This is a genomic window from Cognatishimia sp. (assembly GCF_964229375.1).
GTDB lineage: Bacteria > Pseudomonadota > Alphaproteobacteria > Rhodobacterales > Rhodobacteraceae > Cognatishimia.
The window spans coordinates 1-2,919 of the sequence record NZ_CAXREH010000015.1; the positions used below are offsets into that span (position 1 = coordinate 1).

General features: G+C 56.8%; 3 protein-coding genes and 2 pseudogenes. 4 read left to right on the forward strand and 1 reads right to left on the reverse strand.

What is annotated here, in order from left to right; translation table 11 throughout:
• From eno to ACEQWH_RS01245, 3 genes and pseudogenes are all read left to right on the forward strand, one after another.
• Window positions 1-265: pseudogene (eno, locus tag ACEQWH_RS01235) on the forward strand (phosphopyruvate hydratase); the annotation flags it as partial.
• Window positions 266-387: 122 nt separating this feature from the next.
• Complete coding sequence (locus ACEQWH_RS01240; RefSeq protein ID WP_370227548.1) at window positions 388-978, forward strand: GNAT family N-acetyltransferase; 591 nt, start codon at window positions 388-390, stop codon at window positions 976-978.
• Complete coding sequence (locus ACEQWH_RS01245; RefSeq protein WP_370227550.1) at window positions 975-1,394, forward strand: cupin domain-containing protein; 420 nt, start codon at window positions 975-977, stop codon at window positions 1,392-1,394. Before ACEQWH_RS01240 ends, ACEQWH_RS01245 begins: the two co-directional genes overlap by 4 nt.
• 46 nt (window positions 1,395-1,440) lie before the next feature.
• Here the strand turns inward: ACEQWH_RS01245 and ACEQWH_RS01250 are convergent, their stop codons facing one another.
• Entirely contained in the window at window positions 1,441-2,547 is a 1,107-nt protein-coding gene (locus ACEQWH_RS01250; RefSeq protein ID WP_370227552.1) for an anhydro-N-acetylmuramic acid kinase, read from the reverse strand.
• 61 nt (window positions 2,548-2,608) lie between these two features.
• Here ACEQWH_RS01250 and ACEQWH_RS01255 point away from each other — a divergent pair.
• Window positions 2,609-2,919: pseudogene (locus ACEQWH_RS01255) on the forward strand (tyrosine--tRNA ligase); the annotation flags it as partial.

Genomic DNA, 2,919 nt, shown 5'->3' on the forward strand with positions numbered 1-2,919 from the left:
GAACCAGATCGGCTCGTTGACGGAAACGCTGAAAGCCGTCGATATGGCGCACCGCGCGCGGTATACCAACGTGATGAGCCACCGTTCCGGCGAAACCGAAGACGCAACCATCGCAGACCTCGCGGTCGCGACGAACTGCGGTCAGATCAAAACCGGTTCTCTGTCACGTTCCGACCGTCTTGCGAAGTACAACCAGCTGATCCGCATCGAGGAAATGCTGGGCGAAACCGCGGAATACGCGGGCGAAAGCATCCTGAAAAACTAAGCCACCTTTTGGTTTCATTTAAAGCCTCGCTGTTTCAGCGGGGCTTTTTTGTTGTGCTGGTTTGATCGGGCAATTGCCATCTTTGGGCGGGCGTGATTTCAAGGGAGAAAAGGCGTTCGGTAATGTTAAGCATTGGTTTTCACAAAATCCCCAAGGGTTATCTCAGCACCGTTGTCACCTATCTAGAGATGACATCCCCGCATCAGCGAACAACACCTGATATCGAGGGGCTCCAGTTGGTGCAGCACAGCGCCATGTCTCCTCAGATCTATCGGGCCTTGTTCCGGCGTATTGGACAGGATTACCTGTGGTTCTCGCGCCTGTATTTATCCGATGAAGAAATCGTCGAGCTGTTCGCAGACCCCAACTATGACCTTTATACGCTGCAACGCGATGGCGAGGATCTGGCGCTGCTAGAGTTGGACTTTCGCACCAGCGGCGCCTGCGAACTTGCGTTCTTTGGATTGGACGACGCGCTGATCGGAAGCGGTGCCGGGCGCTATCTTATGACACAGGCGATTTCACTGGCGTTCACGCGCCCGATCACGCGATTTCATGTGCACACTTGCACGCTGGACAGCCCACAGGCGCTTGGGTTTTATGTCAGAAGCGGCTTTAAGCCTGTCAGACAAGAGATTGAAGTTGTTGAAGATCCTCGCCTAACAGGGCACCTGCCAAAAACGGCTGCCCCACAAATTCCGATGTTCCCATGACCCCACAAGACCTGATCGATCACCTCGAGCTTTCGCCCCATCCAGAGGGTGGACACTATCGCCAGACCTGGATTTCAGATGAGGACGGACGCCCCTCTGGAACGTGCATCTATTTCCTGTTGCAAGCGCGGGAAAAGTCCCATTGGCACAAGGTCGATGCGACAGAGATCTGGCACTATTACGCAGGCGCGCCCTTGTTGCTTCACACCGCGGCGACGGATGAGGGACCGGCCCAAACGCAGGTTCTGAGCCCCGATTTAGCGCAGGGACACGCCCCGCAACTGATCGTGCCCAAACACCATTGGCAAGCTGCAGAAACCACCGGGGAGTACACGCTGGTTGGATGCACGGTTTCGCCTGCGTTTCAGTTTGAGGGATTTACACTCGCGCCACAGGGTTTTGACATCCCGCGATAAGACTTTATGCCTCCGGCGGGAGTATTTTTGACAAGATGAAAGCGCCTTAGGATGGCACGCTTAGAACGCCGCCGCCGACCAAGGCCATCACGCCGGTTGTATTTGGGCTGGAGGTGGGCATGCCCCGCGCAACCCGCGCAGCCAGATAGGCAAAGGCCTGTGCCTCAAGCATATCGCCATCAAGGCCGACCGCCTCGACCGCGAGCACAGGGCAGTCTAGCGAGACGGCCAGCATCTCCATCAGAACCGGGTTTTTGCGCCCACCGCCGGTTACCAAAAGCTGCTCTGGCGGATGCGGGCAATGATCGATACCCTGCGCCACAGCCGCTGCGCTCATGGCTGTGAGCGTGGCGACGGCATCCGGAATAGAGAGCTCAGACACCAGTCCGATCATTTCTGAAAAGTCGTTTCTATCCAATGACTTTGGCGGCACTCTTGTGAAATAGGATTCTTGCAGAAAGAGCTCTAGTGCGCCAAGTGCGACCTCGCCTTTGCGCGCCGTTGCGCCGTCTTTGTCATAGGTTTGTCCGGTATGCGCCAGCATGAAATCGTTGATCGGCGCGTTTGCAGGCCCTGTGTCAAAAGCCAGCAACGCACCATCCTCTTCGGCCGTCGCGCGACTGGGATCAACCCAGCTGATGTTGCCCACACCACCTAGGTTCAGAAAGGCCAGCGGCGCTGTCGCGCCGATTTTCTGCGCACAGGCAAAATGAAAGAACGGTGCCAGCGGCGCGCCCTCGCCGCCAAAATTCACATCGGCGGACCGAAAGTCCCAAGCCACGGGCACGCCCAGATTCTCTGCCAGCGCCAGCCCGTCTCCGACTTGAAGCGTACCGCGACCGCGCGGTTCATGCGCCAGTGTCTGGCCGTGAAACCCGATCAGGTCGCAATCCGTGAAATCCGCCAAAACCTCTTGATGCGCCTGCTGCACCACTTTGGTGGCCGCGTCCACCTCAGGGCCGGTCCATTTGCCCAAAGCTACTCGAAGTGTGGCCTGCTCTGCGCTGGAATACGGGCGAAACGCGACGCGATCGGTGGCTTCAAACCCGATACCATCGGTTTGCAGAACCGCCACGTCGACACCGTCAAGAGATGTGCCTGACATGGCCCCTGCGACACGAATTGGGCCCTTGCTTAACTTGGCCTTCAACATGGCCTTTTCCTTTGCGTTTTGCCTGCTTATACACGCTGCAATATCATATGAGATGGACACCATGACCTACCACCCCAAATCTGAATTCATTCAAGTGATGATGGAACGCGGCTATCTAGCAGATTGCACCGACTATCAGTCGCTGGACGATGCTTTGATGAACGGGGTTGTGACAGCGTATATCGGCTATGACGCCACCGCGCAGTCGCTGCATGTTGGGCATCTGTTGAACATCATGATGCTGCGCTGGCTGCAGAAAACCGGGCATCGACCGATCACTTTGATGGGCGGCGGCACGACCAAAGTTGGCGATCCATCGTTCCGATCTGACGAACGCCCCTTACTGGGTCCTGAACAGATCGACGCCAATAT

Excerpts from the sequence above, each read along its gene's own strand:
- ACEQWH_RS01240 (WP_370227548.1), top strand. The coding sequence starts at position 388 with ATGTTAAGCATTGGTTTTCACAAAATCCCCAAGGGTTATCTCAGCACC.
- ACEQWH_RS01245 (WP_370227550.1), top strand. The coding sequence starts at position 975 with ATGACCCCACAAGACCTGATCGATCACCTCGAGCTTTCGCCCCATCCA.
- ACEQWH_RS01250 (WP_370227552.1), bottom strand. The coding sequence starts at position 2,547 with ATGTTGAAGGCCAAGTTAAGCAAGGGCCCAATTCGTGTCGCAGGGGCC.